The organism is Hwangdonia seohaensis, assembly GCF_031932625.1.
Taxonomy (GTDB): domain Bacteria; phylum Bacteroidota; class Bacteroidia; order Flavobacteriales; family Flavobacteriaceae; genus Hwangdonia; species Hwangdonia seohaensis.
The window spans coordinates 820,795-834,083 of the sequence record NZ_JAVSCK010000001.1 but is presented as its reverse complement, the minus strand read 5'-3'; the positions used below and the strand labels follow the sequence as shown (position 1 = coordinate 834,083).

Genomic DNA, 13,289 nt, shown 5'->3' with positions numbered 1-13,289 from the left:
CATGATTTCGAAAGAAGCCTATCTTTCCGGACAAGTTTTACTTATCGATAAGCCTTTAAACTGGACCTCGTTTCAAGTGGTTAATAAACTCCGTTGGGAAATCCGTCAAGCTTTCAACATTAAGAAAATAAAGGTGGGTCATGCCGGTACTTTAGACCCTTTGGCGACGGGTTTATTAGTGATTTGCACGGGAAAAATGACGAAGCAAATCGATACGTTTCAAGGACAGATAAAAGAATACACGGGCACCTTTGTTTTAGGAAGCACCACGCCATCTTTTGATTTGGAAACCGAGATAAATGAAACGTTTCCAACAGAGCATATTTCAAATGAATTAATACAAGAAACCACCAAACAATTTATTGGCGAGATTCAACAATATCCACCAGTTTTTTCAGCTTTAAAAAAGGATGGAAAACGCTTATACGAATATGCAAGAGCTGGCGAATCGGTTGATATTAAAGCGAGAACGGTAAATATTGAAGAATTTGAAATCACTAAAATTGATACTTCAACGGGGGGCAATACCGGCGCAATACATTTAGACTTTAGAGTGGTTTGCAGCAAAGGCACGTATATACGGTCTTTAGCCAACGATTTCGGTAAAGCATTACAGTCCGGTGCGCATCTATCATCACTCCGAAGAACAAGAATTGGGGCGTTTCAAGTTGCCAATGCGGTATCAATTGAAAGCTTCATTGCATCGCTAAAAGACTAAATTGTTTATTTTTACGTATATTTCATATAGAATTGCACTAAATGAACACAGATTTGAACCTAACAAATCAACATAAAGCCCTACTTATCACCTTGCTATTAGCGGGTACCGTAGTACTTTCTATTTTCAATTTAAGCCTTAAAAAACAAAGTGCATTTATGTCTGAAAGCTACTATGAAATGGAGCCCGAAGAAGAACTCACCGAAGAAGAAATAAAAATACTTGAAGCCTTAGAAAACTTAAATGCCAGTAAGGCCGAAACCAATAACGCCTATAACGAAACCAGCAACAATAAGCAGTTTGCCCAGGCCTATAAACCCATTGCACCACCAGAAGATTATGTGCCAAAAAACAGCAGTGTACCCGAGCAGAATGATGCCTTTAAGAAAGCCTATGAAAGCACTGAAGATTCTAAATTAAATACCGAAGAACTCTCGTCGTTTAGCAAAGTAAACGACCTGTTAAAAAAACAGCAAGACGAAGGCGACAACACCAAAAGCACCATTAGTTTTTCGTTGGTAAACCGAAAAAAAGTGTACATTCCAATTCCGGTTTATCTTTGCGAAATTGGCGGAAAAATAGTTATAAATATTACCGTAAATGCCCAAGGCGATGTTACTGATGCCTACGTAAACTCGTCTTCATCCACATCAAACGAATGCTTGGTAGAGCACGCTTTGGAGTATGCAAAAAACGCTCAGTTTAGTTCCGATGCCTCTAAAAAAAGTCAGATTGGTTCTATTACGTTTAACTTTATTGGCAAACGCTAGGCTGCAATTCGCACAACAATTCGGTAAGGTCGCTAATTACATTTTGCCCTTTATCGTTGTTGTACCAATGCTGCAAATCTTCTTTAAATTCTGGGGTTAATGTCCCGTATTTCGCCTTAAATCTATTTACATAGTTTGTGGCTTCGGTTGGACGTGGCCCAAATGTACATACAACATTTCCGGTTGCATTTTCAACCATGATTAACTTCGGGATTGCTCTTCCGCCGTTGGTTAAAAAAGCATTCATTAAATCTGGATTGTCATCACGAAGTACCACTCTTAAATCAATATGGCTGTTTAAATCGGTTACCTTATTTATGGCTGGCACCACATGTGCCGCATCGCCACACCAACTTTCGGTAATGAGCAACCAAGTCATGTTATCCTCAAAAGACTCAATTCTTTTTTTAGCCTCGTCCGAAATTTTTATGGTTTTATCCCAACGGTTCATCCGTCTATCGTTAAGCTTGGTATAGTCTACCATCGCTTCACTTTTATCGTCCCCAGTGGTCGAATTGTCTTCAACCAACTGCTTTACCAAACTTCTGTATTCGGGATACGACATGCTATTCTTTAAACTATTTTTTATAATAGAATCCATGATTTTATGTTTTAATGACAAAATATGATGGCACAAATTTAGTACCTTGGTATTTTATTTAAGATGATATTTGTCATGTTTTAAATTTAAACCTTACAAGCGCCCAAAATGGGCATTTAATACGTTTTAATATGGAAAAACATAAATGCGGTTGGTGTGTTGGCGACGCTTTGTATGAAGCTTACCACGATGAGGAATGGGGCGTTCCGGTTTATGACGATGCGACGCTTTTTGAGTTTTTAATTTTAGAAACCTTTCAAGCGGGTTTAAGTTGGATTACCATTTTGCGTAAACGCGAAAATTTCAGGAAAGCCTTTGATAATTTTGACTATAAAAAAATAGCCAATTACAACCAAGATAAAATGGATGCTTTATTGCAAGATGCCGGTATTATAAGAAACAAACTGAAAGTAAAAGCCACCGTTACCAATGCCCAGGCTTTTATGAAAATTCAGGAGGAATTTGGGTCGTTCTCAAAATACATTTGGGGGTTTGTTGATGGCAAACCCATTAAAAACAAACTTAAAAACTATAAAGACGCACCTGCCAACACGCCATTAAGCGATGCCCTAAGCAAAGATTTAAAAAAGCGTGGTTTTAAGTTTGTGGGCTCAACCGTGGTTTATGCGCACATGCAAGCAACGGGTATGGTAAACGACCATGAAATGGGGTGCTTTAGGTATGCTGAGGTTTGATTTTTGCAGGGTCTTGTCCGTTCGCCCATCGAATGTTTAACTCTAAATAGTTTTTTTCCTTGAAATAACCCCAATCCATTAGTTCTGCAATTAAGCTTTCCAAAGTTCTCCCGCGCTCAGTCAATGAATATTCCACTGTTTATAGTGCGAAAATAATCTGATGTGCTTAAATTTACGGTCTAATTTTTAAATTAAATATTATGGCCGTAATTATGTATGTAGATTTTCCTCATAGGGAGGTTTGGGGAAAAGAAATGGCAGTTCAAATGAAAGAACTTGCACAAAGTATTGTTAATGAACCTGGTTTTGTTTGGAAATTCTGGACTGAGAATAAGAATGAAGAAATGGCAGGAGGTGTTTATATGTTCGATTCTCGGGAAAACGCAGAGAACTATCTTAAAATGCATACAGATAGATTGGTAAAATTTGGATACTCAAATATTAAAGGAAAAGTTTTTGAAATAAATGAAGAACTTTCCAATATTTGTAAAGCTCCTCTTTAATTGATTATAGGGTTTAGATAAATATAAAATCATTTGTTGTTCTTAGTTTGTCTAAATCCTCAAATTAAGTGGAATGTTTTTTTGGAATATGAATCCGTTTTAATTCTGAAACGAGTTCGAAATAAGTGATTCATATTGAAACTTAATCAAAATTATCGCTTTCACGAAAAAGTCAAGTTTCAACTGGAAACAGTCCTTCAGGTACTCCAAAAATCATTACTATTCCCGAACAAATAGATAAATTTTTAACTGAATTTTTTTTCATCTAAAATCTTTTTGAACAAAAAAAGGCACTTGAAACTTTCTCAAATGCCCTTTTCAGAATTAGTCGCCTATTAGTCTTTTTTTAATTTAGTCCAATTGTTGTCTGCTTTGGCTACCAGCTCTTTATGATTGCCATCTAACCAAAGTTGCTGTGCATCCACTTCCAAATCATAAAGGAACAAATAATATTTTCCGTCTTTTACTACAAATTTATTTGGGTCAACTCTAAATTTTGCTCCAACGGAAATTCCAAAAGCGCAATAACCACCATATTCTGGCAAATACTTTTTTGGGTTGGCTTCAAACGCTTTTTTTTGGTCTTCGCTTGTAAAATAATAGGCCAATCCGCTATAAGTTGCCTTAAATTCTTTCACTCCTTTTTGAGCGATGCCCAAATCTAAATAAGATACCGGACTATAACCTTGTAAGGCTATTTTACTGTCGTCAATATTATGACTGGCTTTGCTTTGTGAAAAACCTATGGTTGTAAAAAGCAGCATTGTTACGAATACTATTGATAATGATTTCATGATTTTTGTGTTTTAATTTGTGAATTTTTTATTTAAGTTTTTAATTTTTAATCTTCGTTGTTGCAGCTGGTTTGTGTAAACCAACTACAGTTAAAACTGTTGCGCCCAATATCCAATAATAGTAAGCATCGGTACCTTTAAATGAAAAGATAAAAGGCACTACGAGGAATACCAGCCCAACCAGCCCATCAACTATTAAATGCCCTTTGTAGGGAATAATACGGTAAACACCCAAATGGTGGTCGGTAAGCAAGGTTAATATAAAAGCAGCAATTCCTCAGGTGACTGAAAGTTGCCATGCCAAAGGCTGCGTGCTTCCCAACCCAAATAGAAATGGCAAAACCATTAGCGCAATGGCTACTGGGTAATCCAGATAAGCATGCATTGTTTTTGTTACGAATTTCATATTGGTTTCGGTTTAAGATTTAAAATATTGTTCCTCAATGATTTTTCCGTTTTCCCAGACCGAACGGATAATTTCGTGCCATAGAATTTTACTTCCGTCTTTCATATCAAAATCAAAAGTAAATTCGGAAAAAGAAACATTTCCGTTGAGTGAAGCGTGATGTAAAGTTATTCCGTTAACGTTGGTTATGGCACCTGCAAAACCCAGCATTTTTGTAAGCATTTCAGATTTACCGTTCGTTACCGTGCCATCAAAATCTATAGTTTTAGCGTTTGAAGCAAAGTATTTTTCGGTAGCATCGACAATCTGTCCTTTTTTTACCATCTCATTCTTTGACGAGAAAATTTCGTTTAATGATTGTTCCATTTTAGTTCATTTAAATTGTTTGCCAATATTGACAGTACAAATGTCTATCAATAGCAAGCCAATAAAAATGAAGTAAATCAAGAAATTTTGTTGATGTAGTTCAACTTTTCTGCTAGGTTTTTTTATTTCTGATTCTTGACAGGAACTCTGTTGACATTCCTAAATAGGAAGCCAATGCGTATTGAGGTACACGCTGAACGAAGTTTGGAAAGTTCAACAAAAAGTTTTCATATCTAGCTTCTGCCGAGTGTATGAGATTGAACAATATTCGTCTATGTTCAAAAGCGAGACCCTTTTCGGCCATGATTCGAAAAAAGGTTTCAAATTTATGGTTGGATGCTTTTAACTCTTGTTCCTTTTCATATTCCAGTTGTAGAATAACACTGTCTTCAAGAGCAACGATAAAAAGTGTTGCTGGATGTTGGTAAATGTAACTATTGAAGTCCGAGACCCACCAATTTTCAATCGCAAATTGAAGTGTGTGTTCTTGTCCTTCATCGGATATGGCATAGGCCCTAAAAGCGCCTTTTACAACGAAATTTCTGTATCTATCGGTAAAATTCGGCTGAACAATAAATTGTCTTTTTTTTACTTTAACCTCTTTAAAGCTGGAACACAACTCCATGGCTTCGTCATCAGTCAGCGAAACAAAGTTTTGTACATAGTTTAAGAGTTGATCTTTGTTCATTTACAGAAGTTGGTTTTTTTTGCATTGCAGGTAATGCTCTAAATCCCGAAAACTATCGGGGCAGCACAAGTAATTTATACTCAACCTTAAACAAAATTATCATTTTTTCCCGAAAAGTCAAGTTACAACTGGACCTAGTCTTTCAAATACTCCAAAAACAAGTCCCTGGAAATCTCCTCGGCACCCAAACTTTCTAGGTGATTGGTGTACACTTGGCAATCTATAAGTTTGTAATTGGTGTTTTGGATAAAGGTTATAAAACCGGCTTTACTGGCATTGCTTTCCTTGGTGAACATGCTTTCGCCACAAAATACATTATTGCCCAAATCGATGCCGTACAATCCAGCAACTAGGGTGTTTTCTCGCCAAACCTCAACGGATTTTGCATAGCCCAATTCGTGCATTTTCACGTAGGCTTCAATCATATTATAGGTTATCCAAGTGCCTGCTTGTCCGCTGCGCTTTATTTTTGAGCATTCGGTAATTACAGCTTTAAATGCTTTGTTAACGGTTACGGTATAATCGCGATGACGCATTATTTGTTTCATGCTTTTGGACACTTTTAGCTTTTCCGGAAACAGCACAAATCGCGGATGCGGCGACCACCATAAAATAGGTTCTTCGGCTTCAAACCATGGGAAAATACCGTTTTTGTAAGCATGCAACAAGCGCTCGACCGATAAATCGCCACCAATGGCGAGCAGTCCGTCTGCGGTGGCTTCATTTGCATTTGGAAACCATATGTCTTTGGTTAATAGTTGCATTTATTGTAAATATAAAAACCTCAACGTTAAAATAAACATTGAGGTTGGTTTTATAAGATTCCCGCCTTCGCGGGAATGACAAACTAGTTTTATTAAAAAGGCAAATCGTCGTGATCGTCTTCTTTTAAATCGCCTGCAGGCTCAAACGCATCCATTGGCGGCACTGGTGGCAAGTTTTCGCCGGTAGCTTCAGTTTGTAAAGCCTCAATTCTCCAGCCTTGAATAGAGTTGAAATATTTGGTTTCCCCTTGTGGATTAACCCATTCTCTACCTCGTAAGTTGATGCTTATTTTAACCTGTTGACCAACTTGATAGCTGTTTAGTAAGTCTGTTTTATCTTGTACAAACTCCACCATAATATGTTGCGGATATTGCTCTTCAGTAGTTACAACTATTTCTCTTTTTCTAAACCCATTGTTTCCAAAAGTTTGAGTTTCTCCTACCATTTTAATTCTTCCTTGAACTTCCATTTAATCTATTTTTATTCTTTATTAATATTCTCTTTTTAGTATGGTTTTTAATTTAAGACAGTAATATTTTCCATGCACTTTCAACATCACCAAAACTTAAATAATTACGTGCCAATTTATGTTTTTGCCTGTGCGTTGCCGTTTTTATATTGGGGTAACGCTCACCCAAATCCTTTACAAATTCATTAACGCTGGCTTCGGTTGGTAAGGCTTCAATATTGCCCAACATGCCTAGGTCGTTTCCTGTTAAAACCATGCTGTTTTTTACAAAATCAGGAAAATTATCTACGCCAATGCCCAGTGTTGATAGCGGTTTTGGAATTTCAAAAAATCCTTTTTTAGCACGCGTATAATAACTGCCACCGGCTCGGGCCACCAAATCCAGTTTTTTCTGATTTATGGCGCCATCTTCATTTAAAACCTCATTATCGATATGTAGTTTTACAACTTCGCAAATAATTAAATTGCCTGCGCCACCTTCGGTTCCCAATTTTACAATCTCGTTAACCTTACATTCAAATTGCACAGGCGATTCGGCCACACGAAACGGTTTTACAATATCGGATTTCAACATGGTTAAACCCGCTTTTTCAAACTCGTTAACACCTTCGGCATATTCGGTACTACTCAACGATGCCTGATGCACCATATCATAATTCACCACGTTAATAACCACTTCTTTTAGGGCTTCTACATTTTCCAAGGTGTGTTTGGTGGTGTTATCTCTAACCCGACGCGCCGGCGAAAAAATCAGAATGGGTGGATTCGCACTAAACACATTAAAAAAACTAAATGGCGATAAGTTTGGGTTGCCTTCGGCATCTAAAGTACTCGCAAAAGCAATAGGTCGCGGTGCCACGGCGCTTAACAAATAACTATGTAATTTGCCTATTGAAAGGTCTTTAGGTTCAAACGACGTCATTTAACTTTTAAAGTTTCCACAAAACTAATCAAAAAAAACATGATAATTTAAACTAGTTTTCAACATTAATTTGCCGCTGTCAACAATTTACAATTATTTTCGTTCAAGGAAATGTAACAATGCCGGCAAACAACTAAAAACCGATTTACCAACAGCTTGCGCAATAATATTAGCAGATTTGCATTATATTACTGATTAATTAAAATTTGAATGATTTTTACCGAGTACAGAAATACGTTTCGTTGGATTATGATAGCCGCATCGTTTATAATCGTATCGCTTATCTTATGGAAAACCTATGAGTTTTTTCAGCATTTTAAAGAAGAGGAACGTGTGAAAATGGAAAATTGGTCGTTTGCCCAAACTGATCTGCAAAAAATGAACAACCTTAATGCTGATATGGGCAATTTGCCGTTAAAGGTGATTACGAGCAACACAACAACACCGATGATTCTCGTTGATTCGGATGGCAACATTTCGAGTTTTAACAACATCGACGAAACCAAAGCTGTAGATTCAACTTATGTTAAAAGCCTGATTTATAAATTTGAAAAAGAAAACACACCCATTCAAGTAAAACAAGATGGGAAAATTATAAGCACGATATATTATGGCAATTCACCCTTGTTAAACAAACTTGTCTATTATCCGTTTGCATTAATTTTAATTGTCGTTTTGTTCGGTGCCGTTATATTTTTCTTTTATCGCAGCAATAAAAATGCCACCCAAAACAAATTGTGGTCTGGTATGGCAAAGGAAACGGCGCATCAAATCGGCACACCTTTATCCTCTTTAATTGGGTGGACGGAGATTTTAAAAAGCGAACAGGTAAACCCCGAGTATATTGTTGAAATTGAAAAAGACGTGGACCGCCTACAAACCATTACCGAACGTTTTAGCAAAATAGGCTCCATCCCTACTTTAGAGGTTGCCGATATTATAAAAGAAACCATTGATGCTTACGATTATTTAAAATCGAGGTCCTCAAAACTCATCGATTTTGAAATTATAACCCCAAGTGGCGATATCCCGGTTAACCTCAATAAACAACTGTACAGTTGGGTTATTGAAAATCTGGTAAAAAACGCTATTGATGCCATGAAAGGCAGAGGAAAACTTAGCGTTGAAATCTCTCAGCTTGAAAACAACGTAAAAGTAAGTGTAAGCGATACCGGAAAAGGCATCCCGAAAAGTCAGTTTAAAAAAATATTCGAACCCGGATTTACCTCAAAAAAACGCGGCTGGGGATTGGGCTTATCGCTTACAAAACGTATTATAGAAGATTTTCACGATGGGCAAATTAAAGTGCTGCAATCTGAAATAAACAAAGGAACAACCATACAAATTGCTTTAATGCGAGCCGTTTAAAAATTGTTGATTTATGTCTGAAAAATTTATAACCATAAAAGAAGTTGCGCTAAATAATAACTGCCCCGAATGTTTTAGTAAAGATGGGTTACGATTAACCTTTAAACAGAAATTTTTAGATACGAAATTTTACAAATCCATTACTGCCGATGTTAGTCACAGTATTGCCTGTAAAACCTGTAATTCCACCATTTATCCTGTGCAATGGACGGATGACATTGAACGCGTTTTTGAATACCATCAAAGAGCATTCGAACCTAAAAAAGCATCAACCTATTTAAAAAAACTATCTTGGATTGCCATCCTTTTCATAGCCGTAGTTATTGCCGGCATAGTATTTACGGTGCTTTATGCCAAATTATAAATGCGCCTTTATAGCATCGGCCGTAGCTTGAAATTCTTCAGCAGTCATTTTTGTTTTTTGAATAAAGCGCGCATCTTCCATAGAATGCAACGGAATTAAATGTACGTGCACATGTGGCACTTCCAGCCCAATAACACTCATACCGACACGTTTACACGGAATAGCCATTTTGATGGCCAAGGCCACTTGTCTTGAAAATTCCATCAAACCATGGTAAGTGACGTCATCCAAATCGAAAATTTTATCCACTTCCTTTTTAGGAATGCAGAGCGTATGCCCTTTACTGTTAGGGTTTACATCAAGAAATGCTAGAAAATCATCGGTTTCGGCAACCTTGTAACAAGGGATTTCGCCATTTACTATTTTAGTGAAAATTGATGCCATAAATCTTGAGGGTTTTGAGAGTATATGTAAATATAAAAGATTCCTGCTTAACTTAAACAGGAATCTTTTCAATATATTTTCTTATTTAAAAGATTTCCGCTTTCGCGGAAATAAAAAAATATTTATCTGGAAATCTCGATAATATCAAATTTCATTACGCCATTTGGCACTTGTATTTCGGCTACTTCGCCAACCGATTTGCCCAACAAGCCTTTTCCGATAGGTGAATTTACCGATATTTTACCCGCCGCTAAATCTGCTTCGCCATCGGCAACCAAGGTATAGTTCATTTCCATGCCATTGGTTTGGTTTTTAATTTTAACTTTCGACAGCACCAATATTTTTGTGTTATCCAACTGCGATTCGTCAATAACGCGTGCACCAGCCAAGGCATCTTCTAATTTTGCAATTCGCATTTCCAACATCCCTTGCGCCTCTTTGGCGGCATCGTATTCGGCGTTTTCACTTAAATCGCCTTTATCTCTGGCTTCAGCAATAGCTCTCGACGCTTTTACGCGTTCCACATCCTTTAATTGCTTTAACTCTGCTCTTAATTTTTTTAACCCTTCTGGTGTATAGTATGATACTTTACTCATAACTTCATCGTTTATTTAATAAAAAGATGCTGAAACCAAAGATTCATGAATATCTGATTTAAATGGATATTTTATGAATAAACAAGTTCAGCACATAAAAAAAATCCCGCGTACACGAGATTGCTTAACAAATATACAAAATATTTGTCTCAATTTCCTTTTTGTTAGTAAATTGCGATTTAATTTTAAAACCTCATGAAGCCTTATTTCTATCTTTTAATTCTTATAATTTTCACGGCGTGCAGTAAAAATTCCGATGATAAAAACTGTAAATTTTTATTGGATGTAAGCGTAAATGTGACGATTAATTTAAATTTACCGCAATACAATCAACTTAATTCGATAGGAAATTCGGTTTATGTGGCCAATGCGGGAAATGGCGGAGTTATTGTTACCAATGCCGGTTCCGGGTTTTTAGCTTGGGATGCTGCCGATCCCAACCACACGCCAACTTCTTGCTCGATAGTTTCCGGCTCTGGTTTAGAGGGCACTTGCGGTTGTACTGATGCCAACAAATATAGTTTTGTAACGGGACAGCCATTAGAAAATTCAACCCTGCAATGTGGTTTAAGAAATTATCGCGTTGAACAAAACGGGAATACCCTTTTAATTTTCAACTAAAAAGCCCCAGTATAAATACTGAGGCTTTGATGTAAAATAAATCTATTTTTTTAGAACTTTAATGTTGCTCCAAGCAAAAAGTTGGTAGTTGCTTGCGGATAATAGCCAGCACCTTCAATAGTCGTGGTAACTCCTGGCGCGCTCCAAGTATCATCGTAAGTGTAATAATAGCCGTTTGACACATATTTTTCTCCAAAAATATTATTTACCAGACCAGAAAAGGCAATGGATTTAAATACTGACTTGGTTTTAATCTCGTAAGTTATATTAAAGTCATTTACAAAATAACTGTCTAATTTTGAAGCTTCCGAATCGTTATTCCCCATAAATTGTTCACCGACGTATTTACTTAAAAATGACATTTGAAAGTGTGTTGCTGGACTATAAACCAAAGCATTCGCTGCAACCAATTCCGGTGAAAATGAAATATTTGTTTTACCCAAGTTTTCCAAAACACCATCGCGCTGAAAAAACGATTCTTTGTTTTTATTCGAACTTATTGTAAAATTTGGTTGAACAGCAAACTGCTCAGAAATCCGTATCGCTGCATCAACCTCTAAACCCAATCGGTAACTATCGCCACTATTGGTTCTAATAGGTGTGCCCGTATTGTCTATGGCGCCTGTTAAAACCAATTGCTCGTTGTATAACATATAATAGGCATTGGCGTTAATTCTGAATCCTCTATTACGGTGCCTCCAGCCTAATTCGAAGTCATTTAACTGCTCCGGTTTAATATTTGGGTTGCTTTCAAAATCGCTACGGCTTGGTTCTCGATTTGCCCGGGCATAAGAAAAATACAGGTTGTTATTAGAGTCTAATTCATAGGTAATTCCTGCTTTCGGATTGAAAAAGTTATACTGCTCATCAACCAATAAATTAATCCTATCTGATGTTAACCCTGTGGTTTTATAATTTACAAAGCGCATTTGCAAATCGCCATATAAACTCACTTTATCGTTAAGTCGATAGGTAGCCTTTGTAAACAGGCTAAAGTCTTTTTTCTTTCCTTGTCCGTTATAATAATAGTTGCCAATTTCAGAATCACTTGCAAAGCGTGCCCATATTATTTCGCCAAAATGATCGCCAATATAACTGCTGTACGACAAACCAAAATTCATGTCCAATACATTCTTTTTGTAATTTACGCCCGCATTTACCACATAGAAATTGTTGTCTAACCACCGGCGACGGATTAAATCGGTTTCATCAATGGTTTCGCCACCAATATTAATTGGGGTTAAATCATATTCATCAAAAGGTTCATCTTCTTTATATTGCTCAAAATAACCGCGCCCTTTGGTATAATTCAAAGCTAGGTTTGTAGACCAATAGTTGTTGTAACGCTCGTTCCAATGTAACTGATAATGGTCTTGTTGATAGTTATCCTCTTCGTTTTCATGAAATCGGGTAACGCCATTTTCATCGGTGTATTCGCCTGCGGTATTATAAGTTCTGTGGTTTGCCAAAAGGTCTAAATCTTCCAAACCGTTCCAAGATTGATACGTAATTTCATGGCCGCTAAATGTAATGGCCTTTATTAGCGTATTACCATCCACGTAGGCCCCTTGAAGGAAATACGATTTTAAATCGGATGAAGCTCTGTCAATATAACCATCGGATTTAATTTTAGATAATCGCCCTGCAATCTCTATATTGTTATTGAGTTTACCCGTGCTAAATTTAATACTGTGCTTTCTGGTATTATAACTTCCGAAGGTGTTGGATATTTCAGCTTTTGCCTCTTCTGAAACCGCATCGGTAAGCACATTGATACTCGCCCCAAAAGCACCCGAACCGTTGGTTGATGTACCCACGCCACGTTGCAGTTGTAAACTTTCAACCGAAGACGCAAAATCGCCTAAATTCACCCAAAATGTCCCTAAAGATTCCGCATCGTTGTACGGTATGCCGTTGAGTGTAATATTGGTTGATTGCGCATTAATACCACGTATGCGAATACCTGTGTAACCCACGCCAGCACCAGCATCGGTGGTAGTAACAACTGATGGCAAATAGTTTAATAAAACAGGAATGTCCTGTCCTAAATTACGTTTTGACAACTGTTTTTTGGTAAGGTTGGAGTGTGTGATGGGCGATGTCGCATTTACACGAACGGCTTTTACTAAAACTTCGTCTAGATTTTCAATTTTTGTTGTGTCTTGCTGGGTTTGATTTTGTTGTGCTGTTGCACGGACTGATAACACTAAAAGTGTTAAAAAAAGAAAAATGTTTTTCATTACGATTATGTTTATAATC

General features: G+C 37.0%; 20 protein-coding genes. 7 read left to right on the top strand and 13 right to left on the bottom strand.

Going from position 1 to position 13,289, the window contains the following annotated elements; translation table 11 throughout:
- Position 1 precedes the first annotated feature (1 nt).
- The gene (gene truB, locus RNZ47_RS03615; RefSeq protein WP_311936493.1) at positions 2-718 is read left to right on the top strand and encodes a tRNA pseudouridine(55) synthase TruB; all 717 of its coding nucleotides are present in this window, start codon (positions 2-4) and stop codon (positions 716-718) included.
- Between the two features lie 41 nt (positions 719-759).
- Positions 760-1,488: an energy transducer TonB family protein gene (locus RNZ47_RS03610; RefSeq protein ID WP_311936490.1), complete on the top strand. Its 729-nt coding sequence runs from the start codon at positions 760-762 to the stop codon at positions 1,486-1,488.
- Here the strand turns inward: RNZ47_RS03610 and RNZ47_RS03605 are convergent.
- Complete coding sequence (locus RNZ47_RS03605) at positions 1,472-2,089, bottom strand: thioredoxin family protein (protein ID WP_311936487.1); 618 nt, start codon at positions 2,087-2,089, stop codon at positions 1,472-1,474. The two genes, RNZ47_RS03610 and RNZ47_RS03605, sit on opposite strands and share 17 nt — an antisense overlap.
- A gap of 131 nt (positions 2,090-2,220) precedes the next feature.
- On the opposite strand from RNZ47_RS03605, the gene RNZ47_RS03600 reads away from it, so the two are divergent.
- On the top strand, positions 2,221-2,784 hold the full coding sequence (locus tag RNZ47_RS03600; RefSeq protein WP_311936477.1) for a DNA-3-methyladenine glycosylase I: 564 nt from the start codon (positions 2,221-2,223) through the stop codon (positions 2,782-2,784).
- On the opposite strand, the gene RNZ47_RS16260 is transcribed toward RNZ47_RS03600, so the two are convergent.
- Positions 2,765-2,920: a winged helix-turn-helix transcriptional regulator gene (locus RNZ47_RS16260; RefSeq protein ID WP_376717811.1), complete on the bottom strand. Its 156-nt coding sequence runs from the start codon at positions 2,918-2,920 to the stop codon at positions 2,765-2,767. The two genes, RNZ47_RS03600 and RNZ47_RS16260, sit on opposite strands and share 20 nt — an antisense overlap.
- A gap of 64 nt (positions 2,921-2,984) precedes the next feature.
- Here RNZ47_RS16260 and RNZ47_RS03595 point away from each other — a divergent pair, with 64 nt between their 5' ends.
- The gene (locus RNZ47_RS03595) at positions 2,985-3,287 is read left to right on the top strand and encodes a monooxygenase (protein WP_311936471.1); all 303 of its coding nucleotides are present in this window, start codon (positions 2,985-2,987) and stop codon (positions 3,285-3,287) included.
- 335 nt (positions 3,288-3,622) lie between these two features.
- Here the strand turns inward: RNZ47_RS03595 and RNZ47_RS03590 are convergent, their stop codons facing one another.
- The 8 genes from RNZ47_RS03590 to RNZ47_RS03555 form a co-directional block, all read right to left on the bottom strand.
- Positions 3,623-4,081 carry a YHS domain-containing (seleno)protein gene (locus RNZ47_RS03590; RefSeq protein ID WP_311936467.1) on the bottom strand — a complete coding sequence of 153 codons (459 nt, stop codon included), beginning with the start codon at positions 4,079-4,081 and terminating at the stop codon, positions 3,623-3,625.
- A 40-nt stretch (positions 4,082-4,121) separates the two neighbouring features.
- Positions 4,122-4,334: a hypothetical protein gene (locus tag RNZ47_RS03585; protein WP_311936463.1), complete on the bottom strand. Its 213-nt coding sequence runs from the start codon at positions 4,332-4,334 to the stop codon at positions 4,122-4,124.
- 24 nt (positions 4,335-4,358) lie between these two features.
- The gene (locus RNZ47_RS03580) at positions 4,359-4,487 is read right to left on the bottom strand and encodes a hypothetical protein (protein WP_311936455.1); all 129 of its coding nucleotides are present in this window, start codon (positions 4,485-4,487) and stop codon (positions 4,359-4,361) included.
- Between the two features lie 12 nt (positions 4,488-4,499).
- The gene (locus RNZ47_RS03575; RefSeq protein ID WP_311936450.1) at positions 4,500-4,853 is read right to left on the bottom strand and encodes a SnoaL-like domain-containing protein; all 354 of its coding nucleotides are present in this window, start codon (positions 4,851-4,853) and stop codon (positions 4,500-4,502) included.
- Positions 4,854-4,965: 112 nt separating this feature from the next.
- Positions 4,966-5,541, bottom strand: a complete 576-nt coding sequence (locus RNZ47_RS03570; RefSeq protein WP_311936448.1) for a Crp/Fnr family transcriptional regulator — start codon at positions 5,539-5,541, stop codon at positions 4,966-4,968.
- A gap of 134 nt (positions 5,542-5,675) precedes the next feature.
- Positions 5,676-6,305, bottom strand: a complete 630-nt coding sequence (aat, locus tag RNZ47_RS03565; protein ID WP_311936444.1) for a leucyl/phenylalanyl-tRNA--protein transferase — start codon at positions 6,303-6,305, stop codon at positions 5,676-5,678.
- 92 nt (positions 6,306-6,397) lie between these two features.
- Entirely contained in the window at positions 6,398-6,775 is a 378-nt protein-coding gene (locus tag RNZ47_RS03560) for a DUF3127 domain-containing protein (RefSeq protein WP_311936441.1), read from the bottom strand.
- Between the two features lie 52 nt (positions 6,776-6,827).
- Positions 6,828-7,697, bottom strand: a complete 870-nt coding sequence (locus tag RNZ47_RS03555) for a flavin reductase family protein (RefSeq protein WP_311936436.1) — start codon at positions 7,695-7,697, stop codon at positions 6,828-6,830.
- 210 nt (positions 7,698-7,907) lie between these two features.
- Between RNZ47_RS03555 and RNZ47_RS03550 the strand changes: the two genes are divergently transcribed.
- The gene (locus RNZ47_RS03550) at positions 7,908-9,065 is read left to right on the top strand and encodes a sensor histidine kinase (RefSeq protein WP_311936432.1); all 1,158 of its coding nucleotides are present in this window, start codon (positions 7,908-7,910) and stop codon (positions 9,063-9,065) included.
- 13 nt (positions 9,066-9,078) lie between these two features.
- A complete protein-coding gene (locus RNZ47_RS03545; protein WP_311936428.1) occupies positions 9,079-9,429 on the top strand; it encodes a hypothetical protein in 351 nt (116 codons plus the stop codon).
- Here RNZ47_RS03545 and RNZ47_RS03540 read toward each other — a convergent pair.
- Positions 9,424-9,813 (bottom strand): HIT family protein, encoded by a 390-nt coding sequence (locus tag RNZ47_RS03540; protein WP_311936423.1) that lies wholly within the window; start codon positions 9,811-9,813, stop codon positions 9,424-9,426. The two genes, RNZ47_RS03545 and RNZ47_RS03540, sit on opposite strands and share 6 nt — an antisense overlap.
- A gap of 122 nt (positions 9,814-9,935) precedes the next feature.
- Entirely contained in the window at positions 9,936-10,409 is a 474-nt protein-coding gene (gene greA / locus RNZ47_RS03535) for a transcription elongation factor GreA (protein WP_311936421.1), read from the bottom strand.
- Between the two features lie 195 nt (positions 10,410-10,604).
- Between greA and RNZ47_RS03530 the strand changes: the two genes are divergently transcribed.
- Positions 10,605-11,030: a Rieske (2Fe-2S) protein gene (locus RNZ47_RS03530; protein WP_311936416.1), complete on the top strand. Its 426-nt coding sequence runs from the start codon at positions 10,605-10,607 to the stop codon at positions 11,028-11,030.
- A 50-nt stretch (positions 11,031-11,080) separates the two neighbouring features.
- Here the strand turns inward: RNZ47_RS03530 and RNZ47_RS03525 are convergent, their stop codons facing one another.
- Complete coding sequence (locus RNZ47_RS03525; protein WP_311936412.1) at positions 11,081-13,270, bottom strand: TonB-dependent receptor; 2,190 nt, start codon at positions 13,268-13,270, stop codon at positions 11,081-11,083.
- Between the last annotated feature and the right edge of the window lie 19 nt (positions 13,271-13,289).

Bases quoted from the DNA above. Each gene is read 5' to 3' on its own strand.
- truB (WP_311936493.1), top strand. From the start codon at position 2: ATGATTTCGAAAGAAGCCTATCTTTCCGGACAAGTTTTACTTATCGAT.
- RNZ47_RS03610 (WP_311936490.1), top strand. From the start codon at position 760: ATGAACACAGATTTGAACCTAACAAATCAACATAAAGCCCTACTTATC.
- RNZ47_RS03605 (WP_311936487.1), bottom strand. From the start codon at position 2,089: ATGGATTCTATTATAAAAAATAGTTTAAAGAATAGCATGTCGTATCCC.
- RNZ47_RS03600 (WP_311936477.1), top strand. From the start codon at position 2,221: ATGGAAAAACATAAATGCGGTTGGTGTGTTGGCGACGCTTTGTATGAA.
- RNZ47_RS03595 (WP_311936471.1), top strand. From the start codon at position 2,985: ATGGCCGTAATTATGTATGTAGATTTTCCTCATAGGGAGGTTTGGGGA.
- RNZ47_RS03590 (WP_311936467.1), bottom strand. From the start codon at position 4,081: ATGAAATCATTATCAATAGTATTCGTAACAATGCTGCTTTTTACAACC.
- RNZ47_RS03580 (WP_311936455.1), bottom strand. From the start codon at position 4,487: ATGAAATTCGTAACAAAAACAATGCATGCTTATCTGGATTACCCAGTA.
- RNZ47_RS03575 (WP_311936450.1), bottom strand. From the start codon at position 4,853: ATGGAACAATCATTAAACGAAATTTTCTCGTCAAAGAATGAGATGGTA.
- RNZ47_RS03570 (WP_311936448.1), bottom strand. From the start codon at position 5,541: ATGAACAAAGATCAACTCTTAAACTATGTACAAAACTTTGTTTCGCTG.
- aat (WP_311936444.1), bottom strand. From the start codon at position 6,305: ATGCAACTATTAACCAAAGACATATGGTTTCCAAATGCAAATGAAGCC.
- RNZ47_RS03560 (WP_311936441.1), bottom strand. From the start codon at position 6,775: ATGGAAGTTCAAGGAAGAATTAAAATGGTAGGAGAAACTCAAACTTTT.
- RNZ47_RS03555 (WP_311936436.1), bottom strand. From the start codon at position 7,697: ATGACGTCGTTTGAACCTAAAGACCTTTCAATAGGCAAATTACATAGT.
- RNZ47_RS03550 (WP_311936432.1), top strand. From the start codon at position 7,908: ATGATTTTTACCGAGTACAGAAATACGTTTCGTTGGATTATGATAGCC.
- RNZ47_RS03545 (WP_311936428.1), top strand. From the start codon at position 9,079: ATGTCTGAAAAATTTATAACCATAAAAGAAGTTGCGCTAAATAATAAC.
- RNZ47_RS03540 (WP_311936423.1), bottom strand. From the start codon at position 9,813: ATGGCATCAATTTTCACTAAAATAGTAAATGGCGAAATCCCTTGTTAC.
- greA (WP_311936421.1), bottom strand. From the start codon at position 10,409: ATGAGTAAAGTATCATACTATACACCAGAAGGGTTAAAAAAATTAAGA.
- RNZ47_RS03530 (WP_311936416.1), top strand. From the start codon at position 10,605: ATGAAGCCTTATTTCTATCTTTTAATTCTTATAATTTTCACGGCGTGC.
- RNZ47_RS03525 (WP_311936412.1), bottom strand. From the start codon at position 13,270: ATGAAAAACATTTTTCTTTTTTTAACACTTTTAGTGTTATCAGTCCGT.